The sequence below is a fragment of the Amycolatopsis sp. CA-230715 genome, from assembly GCF_018736145.1.
GTDB lineage: Bacteria > Actinomycetota > Actinomycetes > Mycobacteriales > Pseudonocardiaceae > Amycolatopsis.
On sequence record NZ_CP059997.1, the window covers coordinates 1,201,740 to 1,226,741 of the forward strand.

Annotated in this window: 24 protein-coding genes; 10 read left to right on the top strand and 14 right to left on the bottom strand. The window is 70.5% G+C overall.

The annotated features are described in order from the left end of the window. Positions 1–196 precede the first annotated feature (196 nt). Positions 197–835: a hypothetical protein gene (locus HUW46_RS05725; RefSeq protein WP_215546280.1), complete on the top strand. Its 639-nt coding sequence runs from the start codon at positions 197–199 to the stop codon at positions 833–835. Here HUW46_RS05725 and HUW46_RS05730 read toward each other — a convergent pair. Both HUW46_RS05730 and HUW46_RS05735 read right to left on the bottom strand, forming a co-directional pair. Then, a complete protein-coding gene (locus HUW46_RS05730; RefSeq protein ID WP_215546281.1) occupies positions 822–1,013 on the bottom strand; it encodes a hypothetical protein in 192 nt (63 codons plus the stop codon). The two genes, HUW46_RS05725 and HUW46_RS05730, sit on opposite strands and share 14 nt — an antisense overlap. Next, entirely contained in the window at positions 1,010–2,341 is a 1,332-nt protein-coding gene (locus HUW46_RS05735; protein ID WP_215546282.1) for an MFS transporter, read from the bottom strand. The genes HUW46_RS05730 and HUW46_RS05735 overlap by 4 nt, the downstream gene beginning before the upstream one ends. A 204-nt stretch (positions 2,342–2,545) precedes the next feature. Between HUW46_RS05735 and HUW46_RS05740 the strand changes: the two genes are divergently transcribed. Continuing rightward, the gene (locus HUW46_RS05740) at positions 2,546–3,232 is read left to right on the top strand and encodes a GntR family transcriptional regulator (RefSeq protein WP_215546283.1); all 687 of its coding nucleotides are present in this window, start codon (positions 2,546–2,548) and stop codon (positions 3,230–3,232) included. Here the strand turns inward: HUW46_RS05740 and HUW46_RS05745 are convergent. After that, entirely contained in the window at positions 3,214–4,785 is a 1,572-nt protein-coding gene (locus HUW46_RS05745) for an FAD-dependent monooxygenase (RefSeq protein ID WP_442860917.1), read from the bottom strand. The two genes, HUW46_RS05740 and HUW46_RS05745, sit on opposite strands and share 19 nt — an antisense overlap. 3 nt (positions 4,786–4,788) lie before the next feature. After that, entirely contained in the window at positions 4,789–5,751 is a 963-nt protein-coding gene (locus HUW46_RS05750; protein ID WP_215546284.1) for an MBL fold metallo-hydrolase, read from the bottom strand. 91 nt (positions 5,752–5,842) lie between these two features. Here HUW46_RS05750 and HUW46_RS05755 point away from each other — a divergent pair, with 91 nt between their 5' ends. Further along, the gene (locus HUW46_RS05755; RefSeq protein ID WP_215546285.1) at positions 5,843–6,382 is read left to right on the top strand and encodes a MarR family winged helix-turn-helix transcriptional regulator; all 540 of its coding nucleotides are present in this window, start codon (positions 5,843–5,845) and stop codon (positions 6,380–6,382) included. A 132-nt stretch (positions 6,383–6,514) separates the two neighbouring features. On the opposite strand, the gene HUW46_RS05760 is transcribed toward HUW46_RS05755, so the two are convergent. Continuing rightward, positions 6,515–7,324, bottom strand: coding sequence for a dienelactone hydrolase family protein (locus tag HUW46_RS05760; protein WP_215546286.1), 810 nt, complete (start codon positions 7,322–7,324; stop codon positions 6,515–6,517). Beyond that, positions 7,321–8,256 carry an NAD-dependent epimerase/dehydratase family protein gene (locus HUW46_RS05765; protein WP_215546287.1) on the bottom strand — a complete coding sequence of 312 codons (936 nt, stop codon included), beginning with the start codon at positions 8,254–8,256 and terminating at the stop codon, positions 7,321–7,323. The genes HUW46_RS05760 and HUW46_RS05765 overlap by 4 nt, the downstream gene beginning before the upstream one ends. Positions 8,257–8,522: 266 nt before the next feature. Here HUW46_RS05765 and HUW46_RS05770 point away from each other — a divergent pair, with 266 nt between their 5' ends. Further along, complete coding sequence (locus HUW46_RS05770; protein ID WP_215546288.1) at positions 8,523–9,320, top strand: AraC family transcriptional regulator; 798 nt, start codon at positions 8,523–8,525, stop codon at positions 9,318–9,320. 61 nt (positions 9,321–9,381) lie between these two features. On the opposite strand, the gene HUW46_RS05775 is transcribed toward HUW46_RS05770, so the two are convergent. Next, positions 9,382–10,899 carry a peptide MFS transporter gene (locus tag HUW46_RS05775; protein WP_254125841.1) on the bottom strand — a complete coding sequence of 506 codons (1,518 nt, stop codon included), beginning with the start codon at positions 10,897–10,899 and terminating at the stop codon, positions 9,382–9,384. 517 nt (positions 10,900–11,416) lie between these two features. Between HUW46_RS05775 and HUW46_RS05780 the strand changes: the two genes are divergently transcribed. Continuing rightward, entirely contained in the window at positions 11,417–13,021 is a 1,605-nt protein-coding gene (locus HUW46_RS05780) for a family 20 glycosylhydrolase (protein ID WP_215546289.1), read from the top strand. Between the two features lie 28 nt (positions 13,022–13,049). On the opposite strand, the gene HUW46_RS05785 is transcribed toward HUW46_RS05780, so the two are convergent. Further along, entirely contained in the window at positions 13,050–13,553 is a 504-nt protein-coding gene (locus tag HUW46_RS05785) for a hypothetical protein (RefSeq protein ID WP_215546290.1), read from the bottom strand. A 153-nt stretch (positions 13,554–13,706) separates the two neighbouring features. Here HUW46_RS05785 and HUW46_RS05790 point away from each other — a divergent pair, with 153 nt between their 5' ends. Beyond that, entirely contained in the window at positions 13,707–14,723 is a 1,017-nt protein-coding gene (locus HUW46_RS05790) for a metallophosphoesterase family protein (protein WP_254125842.1), read from the top strand. 138 nt (positions 14,724–14,861) lie between these two features. Further along, positions 14,862–15,293, top strand: coding sequence for a DUF6292 family protein (locus tag HUW46_RS05795; protein WP_254125844.1), 432 nt, complete (start codon positions 14,862–14,864; stop codon positions 15,291–15,293). Positions 15,294–15,309: 16 nt separating this feature from the next. Here HUW46_RS05795 and HUW46_RS05800 read toward each other — a convergent pair whose 3' ends face one another. Then, the gene (locus HUW46_RS05800; protein WP_215546291.1) at positions 15,310–15,699 is read right to left on the bottom strand and encodes a hypothetical protein; all 390 of its coding nucleotides are present in this window, start codon (positions 15,697–15,699) and stop codon (positions 15,310–15,312) included. Between the two features lie 52 nt (positions 15,700–15,751). Then, entirely contained in the window at positions 15,752–16,492 is a 741-nt protein-coding gene (locus HUW46_RS05805; protein ID WP_215546292.1) for an ANTAR domain-containing protein, read from the bottom strand. A gap of 306 nt (positions 16,493–16,798) precedes the next feature. Between HUW46_RS05805 and HUW46_RS05810 the strand changes: the two genes are divergently transcribed. Then, positions 16,799–17,473 (top strand): TetR/AcrR family transcriptional regulator, encoded by a 675-nt coding sequence (locus tag HUW46_RS05810; RefSeq protein ID WP_215546293.1) that lies wholly within the window; start codon positions 16,799–16,801, stop codon positions 17,471–17,473. Here HUW46_RS05810 and HUW46_RS05815 read toward each other — a convergent pair. The 3 genes from HUW46_RS05815 to HUW46_RS05825 form a co-directional block, all read right to left on the bottom strand. Further along, positions 17,421–18,827 carry a hypothetical protein gene (locus HUW46_RS05815; RefSeq protein WP_215546294.1) on the bottom strand — a complete coding sequence of 469 codons (1,407 nt, stop codon included), beginning with the start codon at positions 18,825–18,827 and terminating at the stop codon, positions 17,421–17,423. The two genes, HUW46_RS05810 and HUW46_RS05815, sit on opposite strands and share 53 nt — an antisense overlap. Positions 18,828–18,902: 75 nt before the next feature. Then, positions 18,903–20,051 (bottom strand): serine hydrolase domain-containing protein, encoded by a 1,149-nt coding sequence (locus HUW46_RS05820; RefSeq protein ID WP_254125846.1) that lies wholly within the window; start codon positions 20,049–20,051, stop codon positions 18,903–18,905. A gap of 26 nt (positions 20,052–20,077) precedes the next feature. Then, positions 20,078–20,974: an alpha/beta hydrolase gene (locus HUW46_RS05825; RefSeq protein ID WP_215549697.1), complete on the bottom strand. Its 897-nt coding sequence runs from the start codon at positions 20,972–20,974 to the stop codon at positions 20,078–20,080. 93 nt (positions 20,975–21,067) lie between these two features. Here HUW46_RS05825 and HUW46_RS05830 point away from each other — a divergent pair, with 93 nt between their 5' ends. After that, a complete protein-coding gene (locus HUW46_RS05830; protein ID WP_215546295.1) occupies positions 21,068–22,102 on the top strand; it encodes a PucR family transcriptional regulator in 1,035 nt (344 codons plus the stop codon). Positions 22,103–22,109: 7 nt separating this feature from the next. Beyond that, positions 22,110–22,928, top strand: coding sequence for a class I SAM-dependent methyltransferase (locus HUW46_RS05835; protein WP_215546296.1), 819 nt, complete (start codon positions 22,110–22,112; stop codon positions 22,926–22,928). A gap of 554 nt (positions 22,929–23,482) precedes the next feature. Here HUW46_RS05835 and HUW46_RS05840 read toward each other — a convergent pair. After that, complete coding sequence (locus HUW46_RS05840) at positions 23,483–24,772, bottom strand: alpha/beta hydrolase (protein WP_254125848.1); 1,290 nt, start codon at positions 24,770–24,772, stop codon at positions 23,483–23,485. Positions 24,773–25,002 lie beyond the last annotated feature (230 nt).

A 25,002-nucleotide genomic window follows, 5' to 3' on the forward strand; every position in this document is an offset into this window, starting at 1 on the left:
ACCCACCGGTAACACCGTCACCGTTGATCTTCGCCACGATCCGCGCCAGCCGCCGAACGGGTCGAAGATCTCGCGATCGGCGCCGGGGAGCGGCAACCTCGGATGCGGACCGCGCGCGCTCCGGCCGTCCCGGGTGGCGCGAGGAGACCTCCGCCCCGAAGATTCACGACCGGGAAACCCCGGAGAGGACATCACGATGCACGGCGAGAACGGCTTCGTCCAGGCACTCCTCGGCGAAGCCGTCGAAGATCCGCTGGTCTGGACCAGCGGCGATTTCCCCGAACTGCGCGCGCCCGCGCGCTACCGCACGCCCTCGACCCCGGAAGCGCTCGTCTCGAAGGCGGCGCAGGCCGTCAGAATGCGCGAAGCGCTCACCCCGGAAACCGCGCACGAAGGCGTCCGGCCGGTGTACGCGGTGCTCGACATCCGGTCGCTGGCGACCGTGGCGGCCGGGGTGACCAGGTGGGAGCTGTTCGAGACCGTGGTCACCAGGGGACCGGCGGTGGACGTGCACCTCGTACTGGCACGGCCGGGCGCGCTCGAGGACTGCGTCAGCGGCGAACGGCTCGCCATCCTGGTCCGGATCGTCAAGGACCTGCAGCGCAACGTCGACCTCGCCGGGGGCGCCACGGACAAGGCGTCCCCGACCGACGTCGCCGCGGTCTGGCCACCCAGCGCCGCGGGCCTGCTCGCGCCGCTTCCGGACGTGGCGCCGAAACCGCTCGCGACGGTGCTGCGCGAGGTGGTGTCCGCCGCGGAAGGCCGCTGGCCGGAGAAGGCGCTCGCCCGCGCGCAGGCCCTCGTCGACCCGCGCTCCCGCGTCACCGCCTCCTGACCTGGCGGGGCGGATTCGACGGCGGAACCTGCCGTCGCGTCATCTCGCCCGCGTACCGCTCCGCGGTGCGGACCAGGTCCGCGTGGGCTTCGGCGTGCAGCCTGCCGATCGTGGCGTGCGCTTCGCGGGCGGCCGCTTCCAGCCAGGTCTCGGCGGGGCGTCTGTCCGGTGTGGTCATCTCGGTACCTCCGATCCGTCGGCGCCGACCTCGTTCGCGGTGCCGAGGGGGCGGCCGGGACGGTCTTCGATGAAGTGGCTGGCGACGAGGCCGATCACGGTGACCACCGCGAGGTAGGCGCCGACGGCGTAGACGGTTCCGGTGCTCGTCTGCAGCGCTTCGGCGATGGTCGGGGCGAAGGCGCCGCCGAGCACCGCGCCGATCGCGTAGGAGATCGCCGCGCCGCTGTAGCGCACACTCGTCGGGTACATCTCGGCGTAGAGCGCGGCTTGCGGGCCGTAGGTGAACCCGAGGCCGACCGCGAACAGCACCAGCGCGACGTGCAGCAGCGCGATGTTCCCGGTGTCGACGAGCGCGAAGAACGGGAACATCCACAGCAATTGGACGACGAAGCCGATCCGGTACACGCGCAGCCGCCCGATCCGGTCGGCGAGCCAGCCGCCGACCAGGGTGCTGACCAGCCACGCCACCGCGGAGGCCATCACCGCGATCAGCACCGTCGACCGGTCGAGGTGCAGCGACTTGACCGCGTAGGACTGCACGTAGCCGCCGGTGGTCATGTAGCCGACGGCGTTGTTCGCCGCGAACACCAGCGCACCGGCGAGGACCAGCCGCCAGTGATGCCGGAACAACGGGACGAGCGGGATGCTCGACCTCGCCTTCTGCCTGCGGACCTCCTCGAACACCGGGCTTTCCGCGACCCTGGTGCGGATCAGCAGCCCGGCCACGATCAGGGCGACGCTGAGCAGGAACGGGATGCGCCAGCCCCAGGCGAGGAACTGCTCCGGGGTGGTCAGCCCGGTCACCAGCGCCAGCACGCCGTTGGCCAGCAGCAGTCCGATCGGGACACCGATCTGCGGGAACGCGCCGTAGAGCCCGCGCCGGTCCGCGGGGGCGTGCTCGACCGCGAGCAGTGCCGCGCCGCCCCATTCCCCGCCCGCGGAAAGTCCCTGCAGGATGCGGAGCACGACCAGGATGATCGGCGCGGCGACCCCGATGGAACCGGTCGTCGGCACCAGGCCGATCAGCACCGTCGAAATCCCCATCAGCATCAGGGTGAGGATCAGCATCGCCCGCCTGCCCAGCCGGTCGCCGAGATGCCCGGCGACGATGGCGCCGATCGGGCGGAAGAAGAAGCTGATCCCGATCGTGGCGAAGGAAAGGATCAGCGCGTCCTTCCCCAGCGCGGTGAAGAACTGCGTCGCGAAGACGAGCCCGGCGCAGATCGCGTAGATGAAGAAGTCGTACCACTCGATGGTCGTGCCGACCATCGCCGCCAGCACCACCCGGCGGTGTTCCCTGTCGATACTCCCGGTCCACCGCGTCATCGCGACTCCCAAGTTGTGCCGTCCGGCCGAGCGAATCAGGATCGTATATAATCAGCGTCGGCGCGGCAAGGTCTTGCCATTCATGATCTTGCGGAACGGTCTTGCTGGCGGGAAATTTTCGATCGACTCGCGCCACGTGCCACCGGAACCAGTCCACGACGTCGTTGATCGTATATGGTTAACCATCGGAACGGAGGCTGGCGAATGCCCACTGTGGACAGTGCGGGCGCGGACGGTCAGAACAAGGTCCAGCGCACCTACGAGGCGATCCGATCGCGCATCGCCGACGGCACCTACCCCGCGGGGCACCGGCTGGTGCTCGGCTCGCTCGCCAGGGAGTTCGAGGTCAGCCCGGTGCCGGTGCGCGAGGCCGTCCGGCTGCTGCAGGCCGAAGGGTACGTGCACTTCCAGCGCAACGTCGGCGCCACGGTGGCGGCGATCGACCCGGTGGAGTACCAGCAGACGATGCAGATGCTGGCGGTCGTCGAGGGCGCCGCCACCGCCCTCGCGGCGCCGTACCTGACCAAGGCCGACCTGGCGAAGGCGGCGAAGATCAACGACCGGATGCGCGCTTCGCTCGACAAGCTCGACCCGCCCGCCTTCACCCGGCTCAACCGGGAGTTCCACGAGGTGCTCTACGCCAGGTGCCCGAACCCGAAGCTGATCGAGGTGGTCCGGCGCGGCTGGTCCTCGCTGGCGGTCATCCGGGACTCCACCTTCGCCTTCGTGCCGGGGCGCGCCGGCTCCTCGGTCGCCGAGCACGACCAGTTGCTCGACCTGATCCGGACGGGCGCGGGCGCGGAGTGGATCGAGCACCGCGCGCGCTCGCACCGCACCGCCACCGTCGACGCGTTCCTGAGCTGGGAAGCCGATCAAGACAAGGCCCCGTAACCGAGCGCCCGCCGCAGGGCGTCGACGAGATCGCCGTGGCGGGGTGCCCGCAGCACGGCCGCGACGTGGGCGTCGGGGCGGATCACCCACAGCTCCCCCGGTTCCGCGCCAAGCGCCTCCGCGAGCAGGCCGGTCGAGTCCACTTCGGACAGTTCGAGCACCCGCACCGGCGCGGCGACGGCCTTCGCCGCCGTCCTCGCGACGCCGAGGTCCGCGCCGGACGTGGCGAGCACGAGCAGGCCGCCGCGGGCGATTTCGCGGAACCGGCCGCCCGGCGCCGGCGCGTCGGGCACCAGGATTCCCGGCGCGGCACCGGGAACCGCCCCGCGCGGCGGCCGTCCCGCGAACGGCCGCCGGTCGTCGGGGGTGGTCAGCGGGGAACCGACGTACCAGAACGGTTCCGCGAGCCGCCCCGAGTCCACCCGCGCCCGTGCCGCCGGATCCGCTGCCGCGGCGGCGAGCACCGAACGGCGCCGGAGCCGGTGCTCTTCCCGTTGCGGCACCAGGAAGTTCATCGTCTCGGTGGTGACGTCCAGGTTCTCCGCGGCCGCCGCGTGCCGTTCGTCGTGGTAGCTCTCCAGCAGCCCCTCCCCCGCCCAGCCCGCGAGCGCGAAGGCGAGCTTCCACGCCGCGTTCTCCGCGTCGCCGACGCCGGAGTTCAACCCCCGCGCGCCGAACGGGGCCACCAGGTGCGCGCAGTCCCCGGCGAGCAGCACGCGCCCGACCCGCATCCGGTCGGCGATCCGCGACTGGAAGCGGTACACCGACTTCCACACGATCCCGTACGGCCGATCGCCGATGATCGCGCGCACGCGGGCGTCGAGCGCGCCGCTCGCCTCCTCGGCGGCGAGATCGTAGTCACCGGGGACCTGCCAGTCGATGCGAAAGGTGGAGTCGGGGCACGGGTGGATGAGCACCTGGCGGCCGGGGTTCCACGGCGGGTCGAAGTAGAACCGGCGCTCGTGCGCCCAGCCGTCGAGATCGGCACGGATGTCGCAGATCAGGAACCGGTCGTCGAACGAATGCCCGCCGAAGCCCACCCCGAGCATCCGGCGCACGTCGCCGCCGCGGGCGCCGGTGCAGGCGACCGCGTAGCCCGCGCGCACCTCCGGCCTGCCGTCGAACCGCACCGTGACGCCGTCGTCGTCCTGGTCGATCCCGGTGACGCGGTGGCCCCAGCGCACGTCGATGAGCGGTTCGGCGGCGATCCGCTCGTCGAGGATTTCTTCGGTTCTGGCCTGGGAAAGGTTGACGAACGGCGGGAACGCCGGACGCCCCGGATCGGCGACGCGGTAGGCGAACAGCTCCTCGGTGCGGTGGAAGGTGCGGGCGGTCGTCCAGGTGACCCCTTCGGCGGCGATGCGCTTGCCCGCGCCGACGGCCTCCCACACGTCGAGCACGTCGCGCTGCTGGCAGATCGCCTTCGACCCGACGAGATCGCGTTCGGCGCGCTCGTCCACCAGCACCACCGGAACGCCCCACTTCGCCAGCAGCAACGCGGTGGTCTGGCCCACCGGCCCGTTGCCCAGGACGGCCACCAGGTTGGCGGTCACTCCTCAGTCCTGCAACTGGTCCCAGACCGCGCGGTCCCGTTCGGCCGTCCAGATCACCGGCCGCTCGATCCCGGAAAGCTCGTCCCACAGCCGGGAAACGTCGAAGGGCAGGCAGTGCTCGAAGATCGGCCACTCGCCGTACTGGCCGACCAGCGCGGCGTGGGTCCGCTCGAACGCGTCCTTGAGCGTGCCGCCAGCCCGTTGCGCCGCACCCACCTCGCGGATCATCACCTCGAGGAAGTGCCGGGTCTGCGCGATCGCCGCGTCCACGGCTTCGCGACCCTTGCTCACCGCGCCGCGGCCCCCGATCAGCGCCTCCGCGCCGAACTCCCGCACGCGGTCCAAAGTGGACGACGACCAGTCGCGGTGGAACGCGTCGCCGGTGTAGAGCGCGGCTTCGGCCTCGACCAGGTCTCCCGCGAAGAGGATCTTCTGACGGGGCAGCCACGCCACGATGTCGCCCTCGGTGTGCCCGCGCCCGCAGTACTGGAGCACGAGATCGCCGCGGTCGCCGCCGAGGTCGATGGTGAGGCGGTCGGAGAAGGTGAGCGTCGGCCAGGTCAGGCCGGGTACCGAGTCCGCGCTCTTGGCCAGCCGCGGCATCCGGCCGAACTCGCTCTCCCAGTCCTCCTTGCCGCGTTCGGCGACGAGCGCGCGCGTGTTCTCGTGCGCCACGATCACGTCGGCGTCGAACGCGGAGGCGCCCAGCACGCGAACGGCGTGGTAGTGGGAAAGCACCAGGTACCGCACGGGTTTGCCGGTGTGCTCCCGCAGCTTCGCCAGCCATTCGCGCGCGGCGACCGGGGTGGCCAGCGCTTCGAAGCAGACCAGGAAGTCCTCGCCCTCGATGGCCCCGACGTTGGGATCGCCTTCCGCGGTGAGCGCGTAGACCCCGTCCGCGAGCACTTCGAGGGTCTGTTCCTTCTGGTCGAGGTCGGCGGAGGACGCGAAGGCCTTCGGTGCCACGGTGCACACCCCTTTTGATCAAAGCTTTGATTAACTGGGCACCGCGAGCGTAACCCGGATCACCACCGGAACGGAAGCTAATCTTGCGGCCATGAGCGCGGAACCTGCCGAGTCGAAGGATCTCGAGTACCTGACCTTCGTGGACTACGCGGTCGCCAGAGCGACCGCGGAGCTGCCGGAGGTCGACCCGGCCTCGATGCGGCTCGGCCTGACCCTGCACCGGCTGTCGAGCGCGCTGGTCTACGACTGGGAGTCCACCGTGCACCGGCCGCGCGGGTGGAGCTGGGGCGGTTTCCGGGTGCTGTTCGTGCTCTGGCTCGCCGGGCCGCTGGAGGCGAAGCGCGTCGCCCAGCTCTCCGGGATGAGCAGGGCGGCGGTCTCGGCGCTGGTCCGCACGCTCGAACGGGACGGCCTGATCTCCCGCGAGCAGGCGGAACACGACCGCCGCGCGGTGGTGCTCGCCCTGACCGAGGTGGGCCACCGCGCCATCGTCGACGCCTACGCGGCGCACAACGCGCGCGAACGGGCGTGGAGCAGTTCGCTGACCGAGCGCGAGCAGACCGTCCTCATCGGACTGCTGGAGAAGCTCACCACCAGTCCCGCCGCCACCGAAGCGAAACGCCGGTTCTAGGTTCCCGTCGCCGACGCCCCGAAGGTGGCTCACGGAGAGGTCGACATAGGTCCCCGAAGGCTCCCTCCAGGGAACACCACCCGCGCACACCCGATACGCCAAGGGAACGAACGCGGGAGCGGCCGTCGATGGTCAGCGGGGCGCGGAAATGAGCCATTCGATGGCGCGGCTGAGCAGCACCTCGCTTTGCGCACCGTCGAAGTGGCCGACCCCGGGATGAGCGGTGACGCGCACTCGATCCGCCATCCCCGGATGTGCGGTGCTCAGCGCGTCGCGGAATCGGATCGCTCCGTCGAGCGGGATGTGGGTGTCCGCGGCCCCGTTCTCGAACGCGATCGCCGGCTGGTGGGAGTAGGCATCGAGGTGGGTGATGGGATCGAGTCGGTCGTAGAACGATCGAGCGGTCTCCCCCGCGTGGCCTTGGTCGACGACCTGCGGCGGATCGGCGAGTCCCCGCATGCCAGGACGGGTCCAGTCCGGGGTGGCGACGATCGCCGCGACTCGGCGCACCCGGGGGTCGATTCCCGCGAGGGCCACCGCGATGTCTCCGCCCATGGAGACGCCGCCCGCCACGACATCCGGTCGCGCGAGGTCGGTGAGGGCCCAGTCGATAACGCGTTTCGCGTCGAGCGTGGTCTGGCCGAGGATCGGCCACATGTGGTCGCGGAAGCCGGCGAAGACTCGCGCGGCGATCTGGTCCGGGCTCTCGTCTCCGCGCTCGCCGTGCTGCCACGGATCGAGACTGATCGCGAGGTAGCCGGCGTCGGCGAGCCGGCTAAGAACGGGGACGTAGTCCTCCTTGGTACCGGTCAGGTGGGGCACCCACAACGCCAGCGGCGGCCGCGGGGGACCCGATGTCGGTCGCACGTAAGCGATCGGCACGTCGCCGACGAGATCGGTGACCACAGTGGACTCGGCGGACTCGGTGGGCTCGCTGGTCATCGGGCTCCCTCCGAGCCGCCAGTGATCGTTTCCCGCAGCACCTCGTCGATGGGTGTGGCGCCGACTCCCAACCGGGTTCGGGTCGTCGCCGGGTCGAGGATGTGCGGGCGGTCGTTTACGTAGTACATCTCCACGATCTCGGCGATGACCGTATCGGTCTCGCCGAGTTTCCGGAGCTCCTCGAACGACATCGCCGTGAGCACCGGATCGGCCACCCCGGCCAGGTGGGCGAGGCGCCGCGTGAGATCGCGCACGGACAGCGTGGCGGTCGGCGGCACGTGCCAAGCACGTCCCCAGTCGGTTCCGGAAGCCTGGCGGCTGGCGGCGACCAGGGTCCGGGCGACGTCGCCGACGTGGTTCCAGCTCTTGCGGGCGTCCAGGTCACCGGGGTAGGCGGCTTCGGCGCCGGCCAGCACCGCGGGCACCACCATCAGCGTGTACGCCGAAGCGGCGCCGGCGCCGAGGTATTCGCTTGACCGCACTTCGACCGCCCTGACGCGCCCTTCCTCGTGGGCCATCAGCGCGTCGGTCCACATGCGCGCCCGCACTTTCCCCTTGACGGTGGTCGGCGCCATCGGGAGGTCTTCCGTCATGGGGACGTCGACGGGCCCGTATCCGTAGGTGTTCCCGAGCAGCACGTAGTCGGCGCCGGTCCGCTCGGCCGCCGACAAGAGCGAGGCGGCCAGGGGCGGGAACTCGGCCGGCCACCGGTCGTACCGGGGCATCGCGCAGTTGAACAGGGTCGTCGCCCCGAGCGTCAACTCCGTGAGGCCGGCCGTGTCGGCCGCGTCCACCGCGACGGTTTCGATCCGGTCGTGCCGCGGCCCGCGTCCGCTCCGGGAGACCAGGCGCACGTCCTGCCCCGAGCCGGCCACCAGCCGGGCGGTGGTACACCCCACCGGCCCGGCCCCTACGACGACGCTGAATGGCATGCGACGAACCTCGCTTTCGTGGACTTCTGAACGACCGCCTGTCACTGATCAGCGATGCTATGCGGTTCGTTATGGACGCAGAATGCGCGTTCGTCCGGAATTCATGTCCGTCCGTCTGATGCGAGCAGACGGTACGGTTCGTGTCGTGGATGTTCTCAGCGACGCGCTAGCCACGATGCGCACCGGGCGCCCGCACGCCGCCCGGACCCGCACGCGAGCCCCGTGGGGGGGTGCGCTTTCCCGCCGCGGGAGCGGCCGGCTGCCACGTGATCCTGCAGGGGTCCTGCTGGCTCGTCACCGAAGGAACCGACGCCATCCCGCTCAATCCCGGGGACGTGGTCTTCGTCCCCCACCCGCGCGTCTACGTGCTCGCGGACGATCCCGCCACGCCCGCGATCGACTTCGACCCGGTCGCCAGCGACGAAAGCCCCGTCGACGAGGTCGAGATCCCCGGGCACGGCGCGGTCACCGAAACCCTGTGCGCCGCCTACTACTTCGACCGCGATCGGGTCCACCCGGTCCTGGACGAGCTCCCGCCGGTCTTGCACCTGCCGTCCGCGCCAGGACGCCACGCCGCACTCCGCGGCGCGATCGAACTCCTCGGAACCGAACTGGCGGCGCCCCGGCCCGGCGGCGCGGTGATCGTGCCCGCGCTCGTCGACACGTTGCTGGTGCTCATCCTGCGAGAATGGTTCGACGAGCACCCGGCCACCGGCTGGGCGACTTCCCTCAACGACCCCGCGATCCTCAGCGCGCTCCGCGCCATCCACCGCCGACCGGCCCGCCCCTGGACGGTCGAAAACCTCGCTCGCGAGGCCGGGCTTTCCCGCGCGGCCTTCGCCGCCAAGTTCAAGACCACCACGACGATGCCCCCACTGACCTATCTGACGTGGTGGCGGATGACCCTCGCCGCGCGCCTGCTCCGCACCACCGGCGAGCCGCTTCGCACGATCTCCGCGCGCGTCGGCTACGCCTCGGAGTTCGCGTTCGCCAAGGCGTTCAAGCGCGAATTCGCCACGTCACCGCGGCAGTACCGCGACCGCCGGTCGGCTGATCGGCACTGACGTCGACCGAGAACGTGCTCGGTTCCCCGAGGGCGCCGCGGCGCCCTCGGGGAACCGAGCCTCAGGACTCGCTCTGGTTCTTGCCGACCATGCGGCGCTGGATGGCGGGCGAGTAGAACCACAACCCGACACCGACGGCCATCGCGATCACGCCGAAGATGCCGAAGTACGGCCCCGAACTCGCGGCGTCGTACTCCTTCGACGCCTGCGCGATGAGCCCCTGGCCCGCGGCGTTGGCGGCGTAGTTCAACCCGACGACCTGCGCGGCGAACGCGGCGGGCGCGAGCTGCGTCGTCGCGGAGAGGCTGACCGGGTTGACGAACAGCTCGCCGACCGCGATCGTGGCGAGGCTCAGCAGCGGCCAGATGGGATCGACCTTGGCGTCCGCGCCGTGCAACACCCACGGCAGGAACAGGATCGCGAACCCGAGCCCGGTGAGGACCAGCCCGACGGAGAACTTCTGCGGGGTGCTGGGCTGGCGGCGCAGCTTCGTCCACAGCACGGCCACCACCGGCGAGAAGATCAGCATCATCACCGGGTTCACCGACTGCGCGAGCGTCGGGTCGATGTGGAAGCCCCACGCGTCGAGCGCGGTCTGCTGATCGGCGTACTGCGCCATCACCCCGGCCTGCTGCTCCTCGATGAACCAGAACACGACCATGGCGAGGAACAGCGGGATGTAGGCGACGACCTGCCCGCGTTCCTGCGCGGTGACCTTGCTGCTCTTCAGCATCACCACGAAGTAGATCAGCGGCAGCACGAGCGAGATGACGCTGATCGCGTTGACGACCCCTTCCGCGCTGAGCGTTCCGGTCATCGCCAGCACGACGACGACCAGCGCCAGCACCGCGAGCCCGCCGAGCGCGGTGCCGAACACCCGCGTCCTGCTCTCCGGCTCGATCGGGTTGGGAATGTGCGTTCCCGCGTCGCCCATCGTCTTCTTCGCCCGCAGCAGGTACTGGGCCAGACCGAGCGCCATGCCGATCGCCGCGGCGCCGAAGCCGAGGTGGAAGTGGTTTCCGGTCGGGTCGTCCTGGCTCGGCTTGGTGAGGATGTTGCCGACGATGATCGGGGCGAGGAAGGCACCGATCTGCACACCCATCACGAACAGGGTGAATCCGGCATCTCGCCGATTATCGCCCTTTTCGTAGAGATCGCCCACGCCCTTCGTGATGTTCGGTTTCAACAACCCCGTGCCGAGCACGAGAAGGATCATCGAAACGTAGAGCGCGGGCGCGCCGCCGCCCGGAATCGCCAGGGTGATATGGGCGAACATGATCAGCACCGCGCCGCCCGCGATCGAACGGCGCGCGCCGAGCAGCCGGTCCGAAAGCCAGCCGCCCGCGATACCGGACATGTACAGCGCCGCGCCGTAGACCGACACCAGGCTCTTCGCCAGCGACTTGTCCATCCCGAGACCGCCGTGCGCCGCCTCGTAGTACATGTAATAGAGAAGGATCGCCTTCATCCCGTAGTAGGAGAAGCGTTCCCACATCTCGGTCATGAACAGTGTGGACAGTCCCCTGGGGTGGCCGAGGAACGTCCGTTCTGTGTGACCGGCGCGGTTTTTCAGCGCCACGATCACTGCCTTCCTGGTGCGGTTACGGACAACCGGTACAGGTTGGCATACGACCGTCCGGGGTGAACCCCTACTTTTGGCTGCCGGACCGAATTCGAGTGGTGGTCCGTATCACACCACTCCGCGAATCAAAACCGTGAGAACGCGGCTGACCTGCTTTGAATGCATTCAGCACTACCCATCGAGATCACCTGATCATGCAGGGTAAAAGGTGCGGATACCTATCTATATCCGCACTTCACCGCGATTTGACCCGAAATCGGCGCACCCGCCCCGCCCACCGGAACGAATGGAACGAAGTAGCCGAATTCATGCTGCACACGAGGTCGCTGGGTCCGAAATGGACAGATAAGGGGCGCCGGGGCGGCGGCCGGGCGCCCCGGCGCCGCGACGAGGCGCCGGACGGGCAAGACATCCGATCAATCGGCCGAGATCGTGCTAATATCTGCACGAAGCAGCCGAGTTTCGATCACCTAACGTCACACGTGTCCGTGGATCGAGGACGGGAGACCGATCAATGGCCATCCGCTTGCCCCGCGCCGCCCGGCTCGCCGCGGCCCTCTGCCTCGCGGCCGCCTCTCTCCCCGGCATCGCGAACGCGTCCCCCGCCCGCCCCGATCCGCTGTGGACGCACCTCGTTCCCGCCCCGCAGCAGGTCGGCGCGGCGGCAGGGCCCGGCTGGTCGCCGTCGGGCCGGACCCGGATCGTCGTCGACCCGGCGGCGCGGGACAGGTTGTCCGACGAGGCCGGGCTGCTGGCAGGCGAGCTCGCGAGCACCGGCCTCACCCCGGCACGGCCGCGGATCGTCACCGCGGGCGCGCACGCCGTCCGGCCCGGTGACATCTGGCTGGCGCTGGGCGATCCGGCCGGTGGTTCGCCCGAGCGGTACGCGCTGGACGTCGGCGGCAGCGCGCGGATCGTCGGCGCGACCGACACCGGGGTCTTCTACGGCACCCGCACTCTCCTGCAGGCGGCGACGCTGGCGGGAGGGCCGCGCGCGGTACCGGCGGCGCACGTGCTGGACGCGCCGCTGCGCGGGAACCGCACGGTGATGGTCGACAACGGCCGGAAGTACTTCAGCCCCGGCTGGCTGCGCGATCTCGTCCGCGCCATGGCGTGGCAGAAGAACAACACCCTCGAACTGCACTTCTCGGAGAGCACCGGGTTCCGGATCGCCAGCGACCGCCACCCGGAGGTCGTTTCGCGGGACGGGGCGCTCACCAAGGACGAAGTGCGGCAGCTCATCACCTTCGCCAAGCGGTACCACGTCGAGGTGGTACCCGCGCTGGATTCGCCGGGGCACCTCGGGCAGGCGCTCGCCGCGCACCCGGAGCTGCAGGTGCGGCTGTCGGACGGCACCGTGAGCAAGGGCGACCTCGACTACTCGAACCCCGCCGCCCGCAAGCTGATCGGCGAACTCGTCGACGAGTACGCGGACCTGTTCGGCGGCCGCTACTTCCACATCGGCGGCGACGAATTCGCCGCGCTGCACGATCCGGCGAAGGTGCCGCAGCTGCTCGGCTACGCCCGCGCCGAGGTCGGCGCGAGCGCCGACGTGTACGACGGATACGACCACTACCAGAACGAACTGGTGGACCTGCTGGCGCGCAAGGGAAAGACCGCGATCGCCTACAACAACTCGTGGAGGGTCGAACCCCGCCTCGAACCGCTCGACAAGAGCGTGATCGTGGACTTCTGGGCGCGCCAGTCGCCGGAGTGGCCGCGGGTCCGCGACTGGCTCGACGCCGGGTACCTGGTTCGCAACATGGACGAGAACCTGCTGTACTACGTGATCGCGAAGCGGTTCCAGGACGCCGAAACCGGCAAGACGCGCACCCCGGGCTGGCTGTTCGAACGGTGGCGGCCCGAGCGCTATCTCCGGACCTCGTTCACCCAGGAACTCGAATACGACGAGGTGCCAAGGCAAACGCCCGGCCAGTTCGGCTCGGTGCTCGCGATCTGGAGCGACGACGCCGCCTTCCAGACCGAGCAGCAGGTGCGCGACCGGTTCGCCCCGTGGCTCGGCGGGTACTCCGCGCGCAACTGGGGCTCCCCGGTGCGGGCGAACACCTACGCCGACTTCCTCGCGAGCTACCGGCTCCTCGCCCCTCCACCGTCCTAAGCGGACGCTTGGGGGCGAGGATCCGCGGTCACGAGCCGTTGTCGCGCTGGAGCACCAGTGCGGGTTTCCCGTCGACCAGCGTGAGGCCGACCCTGATCATCGGGCCGTCCTTGAAGCCGAAGGCGCTGCCGCCGAGCCCGACCCCAACGGTCGACGACGCGCCGCCGCCTCCCGGATAAGGCACGAAATAAGCCAGGCTTTCCGCGCTGATCGACGTGACGCGCATCGACGAGTAGTGCAACGTCTTGGTGTCCAACGGAATCTTCGCCGGTTTCGCCAGCAGCAGCGTGCAGTCGCCGTCGAAGCAGTCCTTCACGTTGGAACTGGGCGGAGCGACGGGAAGCGGCTTCTGGGAACTGGACGGCGCCTCGGAACTGGACGTCGGCGTGGCGCTGGACGTGGTGGACGGCGGCGGCTGGGTGGTGGTCGGCGGCTGACTGGTGCTCGGCGGCGCCTGCGCGACCGGGGCTTCACCGCCGCAGCCGGCGAGGAGCAGGGCGAGGGCCGCGAAGGCGGCGGTGTAGTGACGCATGCACGTGTTGTAGCCCTTCGGCACGGGGAGGGGTCCCGTCGTGGCCGCTTCCGGCCCGCCACCGCAGAAGTTCAGGCCGCGTACACGGCGGGGCCAGTTTCGCTGGTTACGTTCACCAGCCGGGTCGGGCAAAACAGACGAGGAGCAGTTCGAGTGGATCGCAGATCGTTCATGATGACCGGGGGCGGCGCGCTGGCGGCGACGGCGCTGCCGGGTTCGGCCGCGCAGGCGAGCACGTGGCCGCCGCCGTGGGAGCCGACCGTGCGGTTCAACGTCATCAGCGACATCCAGGGGGATCTCGCCGACTTCGGCAAGGCGCTGGACGACATCGCCCGCACCACCCCGGACAGCGCGGGGCTCGGCATCGCGGGCGACATCACGCCGCGCGGCTACGACTTCGAGTACGCGCAGGTGGCCGAAACCCTGAAGCGGCACCCGCATCCCCGTACCGTCGCCTGGGCCATCGGGAACCACGAGTTCTACGTCCCGAAGTGGCGCGACCCCGACACGCTGGCGCAGGAGACCTGGCCGAACGGAGTCACCGAGGACTCGCTGTTCCGCAGCTTCTTCACCTTCGCGGGCCGCAACACCACCTACACCGAAACGTCGTTCGGCGGGGTGCCCGTGCTGTGCCTCGGCACCGAACGGTACGCGAAGTACCACGACCCCAAGCTGTGGGACGAGGTCTGGCTCAGCGACACGCAGTTCACCTGGCTCGAACGACGGCTCGCGCACTGGGCGCGCTGGCGGAAACCGGTGATGGTGCTGACCCACCACCCGTTGCCGGACACCGTTTCCGGCACGCGCAACAAGCTGTACCTCAGCGACTACCTCCAGGCCGACCGGCTGCTTTCGGTGCTGGGCCGCTACCCCGACGTGTTCCTGTTCTCCGGGCACACCCACTGGGACCTGACGCTGGCCGACTGGGCGGTGCGCCGGGTGGTGCCGGGCACCGGCAACCTCGAAGGCTTCCCCGTGCTCAACACCGCGGCGGTGCAGGTGGGCTGGAAGGACGACGGCAAGGGCGGCGAAGTGTCCCTCGGCGGCGCCTTCAACCAGGGTCTGCAGGTCGAGGTCGGCCGCCGAGCCGTAGTGGTGAAGGCGCGCGACTTCACCACGGGCACCTGGCTCAAGCAGATCACGATCCCTTTGCACAACACCCTTTACTGAGGCCACCTCCGGTACGAAATTGTGGTCCAGACCACTTTCGGGTTTGACCGGCGGCCGGGCTGGGCACCCTCGCCGCGCGGACAGCCCGCGGGGAGCTCCGTCCCGCCGGAAACCTCATCTCGCCGGAAATGGAGTGTCGTGCCCTTCACCGCCCGCCCGCAGATCGGGCCAGATCTCGAATTCTCCACGCGCCTTCGCGAGTACGTGCACCGCGTCAGCGTCGCGATCGGCGTCGGCTGGGAGTCGTGCGCCGTCGACACCAGCTCGCCCGCCACCGGGTACATCGCGGTGGACTGGCGGCTGCCCGGTCACGCCGATCGCGATGTCGCCGTGCTCTGGGACGAGACGCAGGGCTGGTCGGTGGCGATCGAGACGCACTCCGGCGAGGACCTCATCGTCGTCGCGCTCCTCGGCGGCTCCCTCACCCCGGATCCCTCGGCGGTGGCGGACTTCCTCGCGGACGTGCGCGGCGGCACCCTCGCCGCGCCGGGGGCACCGGTCGTGCCACTCCCCCGCCCCGATCTCACCGCCAGCCTCGATCGGCACGCCGCGGCACCGTTACTGTCCTAACCGGACACTAGCCGGGTCAGGTGTCCGTGGTCTTGCTGCACTTCACGGGCTGGCCAGGCCCCGGCGAGGTGGCCTTGGCGAGTTCCTTCTTCCCGTCAAGCAGCACGCGGCAGCTCAGCACCGCCTGCCCGGCGGGTGTCGCGGTCACCGCGGCGTCACGACCGGCGCTGACGATCACCTCGAGCTTCCACGGCAGCCCGAGCGGCCCGGTCAGCCGGTGGTCGGACACCTCGTCCTGGTAGCGGTCGTTGGACTCGGCGTAGGTCAGCTCGGTGACCGTCTCGCCGGGTGCCTTTCCGCTCAGTTCGTAGGTGATGGCCCAGGACTTGCCGCTCGGGTTCGTGCACGCGCACAGCCCGGCGGCTGCGACGAGCCCGACGACCGTGCCGAGTACGCGGTTGATCATGCGGCCGATCGTATTGCGCCGGCGGGGAAACCGCCCGGCGAGCGCGTCGGCCTCAGGGTGCGCGCAAGAACACGCGGTGAGCCACTACGTCCTCGGCGACGGCGAGCAGGGACCGGTCGTGCTCGCGGGCGTGGGCGCGCAGCACGGCGAACGCCTGGCCGAGCGGAAGGCCGAGCTGGACCGCGAGGACGCCGGTCGCCTGGTGGACCTCCGCGCGATGGGGGCCCTCCTCCGCCTCCGCGCCACGCCGCGACGTTTGCAGCAGGAGCTGGCCTGCCACTAGTGCGAAACCGCCGAAGTGCCCTTTGTCTTCACGGGAGAAGACCCCGCTCGCGGTTCGGTACCCGGCGAGCACGCCGATGGCGGCCGCCCCGAGCGTCACCGGGGTGGCGATGACGGCGCGGACCCTGGTCCGCAGCGCCGCGGGCTGGAACGACGGCCACCGCGGGGGCAGTGTGTTCAGATCCGGTGCGCTGACCGCGATTCCGAGGCGCGTGGCATCCAGGCTGGGGCCCTCGCGGTGACGGTCCTGCAGGTCGTCGGCATCGGTACCGAGGAGGTTGTCCGGATCGGACCACAGCGGTTCCAGCGCGCCCCCCTCGGTGACCGCGCACAGGGTGAGCGCGTCCACGCCCAGCAGGGGCGCCGTGGTGCCCGCGCCCACCGCGTCGAGCCCCTGCCCGTCGTCCGCGGCGCGGTGCAGACGGGCCAGGAGTGCGGTGAACGCGCGGTCCGGAACACCGGTCGTCACGACCGGTGCCGCTGGTGGGGTTTCGTACCTGGAACTGGGCATGGCAAACCGCCGATCGGTGGTGTCCCGCTTCCGCGATCATGGCAGGGTCTGGGCGCACACCCGGACGGGGGAGGATGAGGTGACCGCAGAGAGTCAGCTTATGCCCGCTGGCAGGAAATGCCGCTCGCCTCGAATCCGGTTGACCTGTCCATAATCGCCGCCTCAGCTGTTTCCAAGCAACCGCGGCGATTCAACGATGCCCTCCCACGGTAACGCCGCCACGTCCGTTCGTCGAATCCGGTCGCCGAACTCACCTCGTTGGCGCAGCAGGGGAATGCACGTGCACGCGCCGTATGCTTGCGATCGATGACGCAGTTACCCGATCGCGACGCCGTCGAGCGGCCACGGCTGAGCCAGGCCGTGGTGCTCTCCGAAGCGGTCTCGCTCGCCGACCGCGAGGGGCTGGCGGCGGTGACGATCCGGCGGCTCGCCAAGGACCTCGGGGTCACGCCGATGGCGCTCTACTGGCACTTCCGCGACAAGGGCCTGCTCATGGCCGCGCTGGGCGACCGGATCCTCGGCGAGGTGGATCTGGCGGTCGACGGGCGCGCCCGCTGGAGCGAGCAGTTCCACCGCGTGCTCACGGCGCTGGTCACCGCGCTGCGCAAGCACCCGTGGGCGGGCGCGCTGATCACCTCCAGCGCCTGCGAATCCCCCGGTTACCTGGCCGCGTTGGAAAAGGTGCTGGCGATCCTGCGGGGCGCGGGGTTCTCCGCCAAGGAAGCGACCGATATTTCCCGCCACGCGCTCAGCACGGTGATGAGCCTCGTCGCGAATCAGCCGGGAAATGCGTCCCCCGCCCAAACCGAGGAGGTGCGGCGGTATTACGAAGCGCTCCCCCGCGAGCGGTACCCGCACGTCGTCGAAGCCGCCGGGCCGCTGACCACCTGCGAAGACCAGGACTCCCACTACGAATTCGGCCTCGACCTCATGGTGGCGGGGGTGGTGGCGATGGCGCCGCGGCCCCGAACTCGCCGGTGACCGCGGCCAGGATGCGCCGCGGCCGGTCCGGGTGCGCGAGGTCGATCGCGGCGTTGAGCGCGCCGTGGTCGTGGCCGAAGGCCCACCCGCCGCGCCGGTCGAAATCCGGGTCGGTGACGGTGCACCCGATCGTCTCCAGCCGGTCGAAGCCGACGTCGACGCCGAACCCGGCCGCCTCCCGCTGCCGGGTCAGCCGGAAGGTCAGCGTCGCCTCGGTCTTGCCGCGCAGCTGTGCGCCGACGTCGACCGCGCCCTGCCACGGGTGCCCGTTGAGCCATTGCCTCGGCGGGTTCTCCGTGACGTCCTCGTGCCAGACGACCACACCGTCGAGCAGCACTTCCTTGACGTAGCAGCCCGCGCTCGGCGTCCCTTCGAGCCAGTCGGCGCGGTGCCAGAAGGACAGTTCGTGGCGGGGCGCGTCCGGGACCACGCCGACCCGCTGGCTGGCCCACGCGGAGCTGCCCACCGGTACCGGCGCGTACCGCGTGGCCGTGAAGGCGAGCCGCCCCGTCCCGTACAGCGCCCGGTTTTCGCTTGCGGGAGCGGGCTTTCCGGCCAGCGGGAGGCCGTAGGCCACCACTCCCCCGAGGCGGCCTTCCGCGCTGAGGCGGAGCCCGGTGCGCACGCACGCCGCGGCGTACTCCTCGTCGGGATCGCGTGGCGTGCCGAGAAACCGTCCACAGTAGACCAGCAGGAGCAGGCCGAGCTTTCTCGGCCCGGTCAGTGCCGCGATCTCGGCGCAGCGGGCGGCGACCGCATCGGCGTTTTCGGTGTTGTGGAACGGATCGTCGAGGTACGGGTAGATGATGCCGTCGATGAAGGGGGCGTAGGTGTCCAGGAACGCGCCGTCGACGGCCGCGTCGTAGTACGCGCAGAGCCAGAATTCGAGGTCCGGGTTGATCGCGCGGTAGGTCTCGTGCATTTCGGCCACGTACTCGGGGGTGAACTTCTCCCGGTTGGCACCGATGTGGAAGTCGTCGATCCCCCATCCGGTGACGCACGGGTGATCGCGGGAGAGCTTGGCGATTTCCCTTGCCCACGCCAGGTAATCCTGTTGGTAGGGCTGGGAGCAGCGCCCACCGGGGAAGCATTCCGACGGGGGCACGACGTAGACCCAGACCTCGATCCCGGCCGCGGCGGCCGCGGGCAGGAACTCCCGGCGAAGGTCGTCCCAGTCGGTGGGCGAGTCCCAGATCCCGTAAAGGTAGGTGGTGACGCCCGCGGCGGTGAGCCGCTCGATCAGCGCGGGTGAATCGAGGTGCCGGTAGCCGTCGGCGCGGGGCTCCGGCTCCCGCACCTCGGCACCGATCGTGTTCCCGCCTGCCATGGCCGCGCGGACGATTTTCCCCGGCATGCGCTCACCTCCGCACGCCATCCTCCCGCCCGTGCCGGGTTCCCGCCAGCCGGCCGGGCACCCGGCACGCCGGGTTCATCCACTGTGGACGGACAGGGCCGCCAGCTGGAAGGCGTCCAGCGCGTCGTCGATCGGGTGGCGGCGCGGCTTTCCTTCGGAGTCCAGCTCGTTCCACCGCGCGAGGTTCAGCGCGAGCGACAGCTGGCACCCGTTGTCGGGGTTGACGAGGGACATCGTGAGCGCGCCCCATACCGTGCCGTAGTGCCCCCAGAAGGCGCCGTGGCCGGGGATTTCGACCTTGTGCAGCCCGAGGCCGTAGTCGATGCGCTCGCCGGTCTGCGCGATGACCGGCACCGTGCGCCGCATCTCCGCCAGCGACGACGCGCTCACGACCTCGCCCGCGAACAGCTTCCCGTAGAACCGGTTGAGGTCCTCGACGGTCGACACCATCCCGGCCCCGGTCCGCACCCACGACATGTCGTAGGTGCTGTAGTCGCGCGGCGGCGCGATCAGCCCGAACAGCCCCTCGTACATCCGCGAGTGCGGCCCTTCGAGGTGCGGGTCGTCCGGGAACCCGGTGTGCCGGAGCCCGGCGCGCGCGACGACGTCGCGGGTGATCCACTCCTCCGCCGCAGTACCGGTGACCTCTTCGAGCAGTTCGCCGAGGAGCAGGTAGTTGGTGTTGGAGTACACGCCGGGCGTGCCTCCCGGCTCGTTCCGCCCGGATGCCGCGAGCCCCAGCTCGATCAGCTCTTCCCGGCGGAAGTGCCGGAACCGGTTGGCGTCGAGGCTTTCGGGCCTGATGTCCGGCAGCGACGGCCACGCTCCGAGGGACGGGAAGGCGTACGGCAGGTACTCGGCGAAACCGCTGGTGTGGTTGAGCAGCATCCGGACCGTGACGCGCTCACCGCGTTCGCCCGGTACGCGCCGCGGCAGGTACCGGCCGATCGGCGCGTCGAGCTCGATCCGGCCCCGCTCGACCTGGCGCAGGACCGCGGCTGCGGTGAAGGTCTTGGTGATGCTGCCGACGCGCTGCCGCATGTCCGGCTCGACGGGGCGGCCGGTGTCGAGATCGGCGATCCCGGCGGCCCCGCGCCAGGTCACCCCCGGCGCGCGCACTTCGGCGTACGCACCGGGCATCCCCGCGCGGTGCACATCGTCCAAAGCGGACTGCAGCTTGGCCGTGTCGAGTACGGTGACGTTCTCCGCTACTGGGCTGTTCAAGGCGAACTTCCTTTCCTGGTGGGGATTCAGCTGGTCAGTGCGCGGCGCAGCGCCGCGCCGATTTCGGCGATCTGCCGTTGCGAGACGTCGGCGGACAAGATCGCCAGCGATCCGTGGAACGTGCCGGCCCACTGGTGCAGCTCGACCGGGACGCCCGCCTGAAGCAGGCGCAGCGCGTAGGTGATGTCCTCGTCGCGGTTCGGGCAGAACTCCGCCGCGGCGATGTGCGCGGGCGGCAGGCCGGACAGGTCGGCGGCGCGCGCCGGGGCGGCGTACGGCGTCGGGGCCGCGGAACCCAGGTAGTGCCGCCAATGCGTCGCGATCCGGTCGCGGGTCGCCCACGGCGTGTCGGTGAACGCCCGTTGCGAAGCCGTTTCCTGCCGGTCGTCGAGCGCGGCCTCGTTGAGCAGTTGGAGGCAGATCGGCGGCCCCTGCTCGTCACGGGCCTTCAACGCCACCGCGGCCGCGAGGTTGCCGCCCGCGCTGTGCCCGCCGACCGCGACGCGCGCCGGATCGACGCCCCAGTCGGCGGCGTGCTCGACGGTCCAGACCAGCGCGGCGTAGACGTCGTCGAGCGGCGCCGGGAACGGGTGCTCGGGGGCGAGCCGGAAGTCCACCGAGACGACCACCGCGCCGGAGCCGTCCGCGATCCAGCTGGCGAACGGCCGCTCGGTCTCCAGGTCGCCCATCATCCAGCCGCCGCCGTGCAGCCAGACGACCGCGCCGCGGGCGTCGCGCGGCCGGTAGACCCGCACCGGGACGGCCGGGTCGGCCGGTACCAGGTGGTCCTCGACGACCATGCCCGGGTTTTCCGGCAGCGGTTTCGACGCGGCCAGCTCGGCGTAGACCGCCCGCGCGGCGGGCGGGTCGGCCAGGTCGAGCTCGGGGAACAGCGGGATGAACGGTTCGAGTTCGGGGTCCATGCCGACCATCCTGGCGCCGATCGCCGCCCGGATCGGCCGCCATCCGTCGCACATCCGGCCGGATGGCGCGCCGATCGTCGCTATCCTCGCGGTATGGAGGCACTGGCGAAGCGGCTGTCGAACCTGGACCCGGACGTCGAAGGCGCGATCCGCGTGGTGATGTTCTACGACACGCTGATGCGGCGGCGGGTGGACCTGCCCGCGCTCGCCCGCGCCTCCGCCGGCCTCGCCGAGTGCGTGACCGGGATCCGGCTCCACGGCTCGGGACGGACGATCCGCGTCGCGCCCGACGGCAGGGAGCCGTCCGCCCCGGCGTCACCGGTGTCCAGCACGGTGCCGATCACCCTCGACGAGGAGGAGATCGGCACGGTGTGGCTGGAACGCCGCGGCGAACCGGGCCCGCTCGACGAAGCGCTGCTGGACCGGCTCGCCATCGCCGCGGCCACGGTCGTCGAGCGGTACGGCCCGGCACGCACCACCATGGCCGATCCCGCGCTCGTCGAACTGGTGATCAGCTCGGGCAGCGACGACGCGGCGCGGGCGAGGGCGTTGCGCCTGCTGGGTTTCGCCGCCGAGCTGCCGGTCCGCGTGCTCGCCGTGCGCTCGGCGGTCCCGCTCGACCAGATCGCCTGCCTGGTCTGCCCGGCGCGCCCGGTGAAGGCCGCGCCGGTCGCCGACGCGGGCGTCGTACTGGCCACCACCTTGGACGTCGACGCGATCCCGGCGGACGTGCGCGCGGGCGTCGGCGCCGCGGAACGCCCCGACCGGTCGTGGCGGGAGGCCCGCACCGCGCTCCGCTTCACCACCGCGCGCCAGCCGGTCGTCCACCACGACGACCTGGGGGCGCTGGCGCTGCTCGCCCAGGTGCCGCCGGAGCACGCGCGGACCAACGCCGACGTGGCCGCGATCGCCCGGCTGGCGGGCAATCCCGATGATCTGGCCACTGTGGACGCTTACTGCGCCACCGGTTCCCAGCGCAGGGCAGCCGATCTCCTGCACCTGCACCACAGCAGCGTCGCCCGCAGGCTCGACCAGCTCGGCAAGGCGCTCGGCATCGACCTCACCGAACCGACCGGCCTGGTCAGGGCCCGTCTCGCCCTCACCGCATGGCGCCTGTGCGAGGACTGAGTCCACTATGGAATGGGATTCGTCGCTGTATTCCGGCAGCGCCGCGTACTACGCGCGAGGGCGCATGCCCTATCCGGCAGCACTCGCCGGGGCCATGGCGGCCGAACTCGGCCTCGGCGGTTCCGGGCGGCTCCTCGACATCGGCTGCGGGCCGGGTTCGCTGACCCTGCCGCTGGCCGGGTTCTTCGAGGAGGCGATCGGGCTCGACGCCGACGGCGACATGCTGGCCGAGGCGAGCCGGTTCGCCGCTGAGACCGGTGCGCGGGACATCCGATGGGTGCACCGGCGGGCCGAGGAACTGCCCGCGGGACTGGGCACGTTCCGGCTGGTGACGTTCGCCCAGTCGTTCCACTGGCTAAATCGTCCCGCGGTCGCCGCGGCGGTGCGCGGAATGCTCGCCGACGGCGGTGCCTGCGCGCACGTCCACGCCACGACGCAGCGCGGCACCGAAACCGGTGACGAGCTGCCCCATCCCCGGCCACCGCATTCGTCGGTCGCGGAACTGGTGCGCCGATACCTCGGCCCGGTGCGGCGCGCGGGCCTCGGCCGTCTTCCGGAAGGCACGGCTTCGGGTGAGGACGAGATCTACCGTGCCGCCGGATTCACCGGGCCGAGGCGGATCGAGGTCCCCGGCCGCGTGGTCACGCGCGCCGTGGACGACATCGTCGCCGGGGTCTTTTCGCTGTCCAGCTCGGCGCCCCACCTGTTCGGCGATCGGCTGGCCGAGTTCGAAACCGAGCTGCGGCAGCTCCTGCACGACGCCAACCCGAGCGGTGTCTTCAGCGAACGGACGCACGAGATCGCCGTCGACTTCTGGTTGCCGTAGCAGCGTTTTTCCGGGTCTGCCTAAGGGTTCTGCCCGATGGTACCCGGCGCTGCCGGGTCTCCGGCCGCCGCGCGGCGTACCTGACCCCGCAGGAATCCGCGGCGCTGGTGACCGCGATCGAGGTGCCCGGTGTGTCCTCGGACGTGTTCACCACGGTGCGCAACCGCGCCGCCGACGTGTTCGTTCGTGCTCGACCGGCTCACCGGGCCCGATTCCGCCTGGGCGGGGCTCATCGATCCGCGGCGCGTCGCGATGGTGGGGCATTCGGTGGGCGGAGCCAACTCGATCGGCGCGATGCGTGCGGACCACCGGATCCGCGCGGGGGTGGACCTGGACGGTCAGCTCCACGTCCAGCCGGACGGCCTTGACCGCCGTTCCTGTTGCTCGGCAGGCCAAGCCACCGCCCGGCTGGCGTCGATGCGACGTAGGACCGGCGTGGTCCGGCCTGACCGGGTGGGATCGTCGCGAGCACCGGCCACAACGCGTTCACCGATCACCCGCTGCTGGCCGAACAGCTCGGGCAGGACCGGCCATCCCCGTGGTATCCCGAAGTGTCACGCTGGCCGTGAGCCCGGTTGCGCGGCGCAGAACCGGTCCTGCGACGGCATCGTTCCGGAGACGAGATGCGCGGTGGCCAGTTCGTCCGCGCACGCGTTGCGGCCGGGGTAGACGCCGTGCCCGCCTTGGTCGATCGTGACCAGCCTGGCCCGGTTCCCGAGCGCGTGTCGCAGTTGGACGCCACCGGCGTAGATCGTGGCCGGGTCGCGGAGGTTCTGCAGGATCAGGACGTCGGCCCCGCCGTCACCGGTGATCTCGGTGGGCTTTTCCTTCGGTGCCAACGGCCATCGCGCGCATGGGGTGATGTTCGCGGTCATGGCGCCGACCATGGGGTACCGCCACCGGTCGGTCCGGACCGCGCGCTGGTAGTGCTCGATCGACTTCGGCCACGGGACGTCACCACAAGTCACCGCGAGGTAGGCCGAAACGAAGTTGTCGCCGAGCGAAGGGGCGCCGGTTGGCGCCTTGCCGTCGGCGAGGTTCCGCCAAAGCTGGGCGAGGGCGGGGAATGCTTCGTCCGCGTAGAGCTGGAAGCGGGTCGTCTGCCGGAATCCGTCCCCGTTCAACCCGCCGACCGGTTTCTCGTCGAGTGCGGCGGCGATCGCGAAGTACGTCTGCCGCACCTCGTTTTCGTTGTGCCCCAACCGGTACGCGTCGTGCCGGGCGGCGGCCCACCGGGCGAAGTCGGAGAAGCGCAGCTCCATGCCGAGCCCCCAGTTCCGGAACTGCTCCCGCCACACCATTTCCGGACTGGCGGCGCTGTCGAGGAGGAACCGGTCGCCTTTGCCGGGGAACAGCGCCAAGTACACCGAGCCGAGATAAGTTCCGTACGAGGTCCCGAAGTAGGAGATCCGCCGCTCCCCCAGCGCTTGCCGGATCCGGTCCATGTCGCGCGCGGTGTTCCTCGTGGTCAGGTGCGGCAGATTCGTCCCACCGTTGGCGGCGCACTGCTTCGCGATTTCCTCCGCCCGCCCGGCTTGCGCGATCACGTCGGCCGGTCCGTGCGCGTAGGTCCCGAACGCGGCCGCCTGCTGCTCCGGTGAAAGCTTGCAGGTGACCGGGGTGCTGTGGCCGACGCCGCGCGGATCGAACCCGATCAGGTCGTAGGTGTCCAGCAGGCTTTCCGGCACCTTCCGGTTCGCGACCACCACCGGCAGGTCCAGTCCGGGTGCCCCGGGGCCGCCGGGGTTGACCAGGAGCGCGCCCCGCCGTTTCGCCGGGTTTCCGCTGCGGAGCCGTGAGACCGCGAGTTCCATCTTCGCGCCGTCTGGTCTGGAGTAGTCCACGGGAACGTCGAGTTTTCCGCATTCGAGCTTGTTGGTTCGTGGGGTCGTGGGTGGTTCCGGGCACGGGGCCCAGGTGATTCTCGGTGCCTCGTCTGCTGCTCCTGGTGCTGCGGCTCCTGGTGCTGCGGTGCTCGGTGCTGCGGTGGCTAGTGCCATCGTGGTTGCGGCGAGGGTTATCGCTGTGGCTCTGCTGAGCATCCGTGACGGCATTTCCGATCCTTCCTGGCAGG